This window comes from Paenisporosarcina sp. P4_E4_2, from assembly GCF_056401595.1.
In genome coordinates this window covers 1-2,029 of sequence record NZ_JBFUJC010000452.1, presented here as the reverse complement: position 1 = coordinate 2,029, position 2,029 = coordinate 1, and the positions used below count along the sequence as shown (strand labels likewise).

Sequence of the window (2,029 nt, the reverse complement as noted above, 5' to 3'; positions counted from 1 at the left end):
GCGTTCATCTGGCATCAATTCAAAAGGCACCATACGGGTTTCTTTTGATTTTACTGAGCCTACCATTTCAATGGTGTGTTTCGCCACACACTCTTCAGTTACATCAAAATCACTGTCTTCCCGATGCCCTTCTTTTCTCAACAATACTTCTAGTTTAATGAACTCAATAACTTGTTCGCTTTGACCACCATTAATATAAATTTTACCTGATAGTGATTCTCCGTGCGCAATTTCAGGTTTGTCTACAACAGTATCTACTTTCATTGAACCAATACCGATTGTAGACAAAAACTTTTTCAACATCATGTCTTCCTCCCTGTCATAGAAACCATTCCATCCATTCCAATTGATTCACTTATCTCATGTCCATTATCAATAATGATGATCAAGCTCTGTTTCATGTCGATTGTATCTACGCTTAAATAACTTATAAATATGCGTGACCAATACTTTAAGTAAAGCATACCCTGGAATCCCTAAAATTACGCCTGGAACTCCAAACAATGAACCCGCAGTCAATAAAACAAAAATAATGGTAATTGGATGTATATGTAGTGATTTACCCATAATCTGAGGAGAAATAAACTTCCCTTCTACTAATTGTACGACTGTCCACACAATAGCCAATTTAAACAGCATGAATGGGGAAGTTACGATAGCAATCACAGCTGCTGGTGCGATTGCAATAATCGGTCCTAAATAGGGCACTACACTAGTAATCATGGCTAAAACCCCTAGAAGCAAAGCATAGTCCATACCAATAATAACGAAACCGATGAACACCATAAATCCAATGCACATCGCGATCAAAATTTGTCCTTGAATATATGCACTGATTTGTTTGTCTGCATCTTTCATTACCTGACGTGTATCTTCTCTCATGCGTGGAGGCAATAAATTCAGAATATATTGCGGTAACTTTTCGCCGTCTTTCAACAAGTAAAACAAAATAAATGGCACGGTTACAATCGCCAATATTAAACCTGTCAAAGTGGAGATTACTTTCCCAATCCCACTAGCAACTCCACCCACAGCATCCTGGAGGGTATTTCCAATATCCTCAGGTAGTTGCTGCAGTATTATATTTACATCAAATTCAAGATTAGCATAGTAACTCGAAAAGATTGATGTTTTAAGAAAGGCATCAATAGATATGACAAGTTCCTTGAAGTATCCAGGGAAATCTTGAATCAAATTCGTTAACTGCGTTTTTAGGAACGGAAACACAAGTAAGATTAATAAGGTGATGAGGCCGATTAACCCTAAGAAAATAATAAGAATGCCCCAGATTTTCGGTATTTTCAACCGTATCAAAAGCCGCAGTAAAGGACGTAAAAGGTAATACCCAATGGTTGCTAAAATGACAGGCAATACGACATTCGCCAAAAACACTTGCATGGGATAAAAAACAAACGAAACGACATCAAAGATCCATATAATCAAACCCAATAATAAGATCAATAACATTAAATATAGTGTATTCCTCCCACCTAGAAACTGAATGAATCTAGTAGAAAAAAAGGATGTTTTTTCTGGTTGCATATCATGTCCCCACTTTMGAATTCTCATAATCTTAAGAATGATTACGATAAAACTAATTTTACAGGAAAATTGCGCTGATAATCAATTTATCAACGCAATCGCATTCCTAGGAATTCGCTTAAAGCCTGCTTATTTTCATCTAGATTTATTTCAATGACAGATCCTACACCCGGATAAGACCCAAAATCATAACTATGTTCCACAGGGATGGTCATTTTATTAATGTCTACTCCCCCGCTGAACGCCAGGCTTAGTACTCGTTTGACTTCATCTGTAGATGAGTAATCAGACTGGACATAACCATGTATGGCCCCTGCAAATTTCGGGTAATGAGCAGCATTGGAAGGACTCATGATTTCATCTTTTAATGCTTCCATAACTTTTTGCTGTCTCTCAACTCGTCCGAAATCCCCTTCAGCATCTGCGCGGAACCGTGCATATCCTAAAAGTTCCTTCCCATTCAACTGTTGAACTCCAGGTTCAAGTG

At 37.7% G+C, this 2,029-nt stretch carries 3 protein-coding genes; all 3 read right to left on the bottom strand.

The window, feature by feature from the left end:
- Positions 1-303, bottom strand: a 303-nt coding sequence (locus AC1DSB_RS18530; protein ID WP_477587332.1) for a sporulation protein, incomplete at its 3' end; no start/stop codon positions are given.
- 69 nt (positions 304-372) lie between these two features.
- Complete coding sequence (locus AC1DSB_RS18525) at positions 373-1,542, bottom strand: AI-2E family transporter (RefSeq protein WP_016427293.1); 1,170 nt, start codon at positions 1,540-1,542, stop codon at positions 373-375.
- Between the two features lie 89 nt (positions 1,543-1,631).
- Positions 1,632-2,029, bottom strand: a 398-nt coding sequence (locus AC1DSB_RS18520) for an LCP family protein (protein WP_477587331.1), incomplete at its 5' end; no start/stop codon positions are given.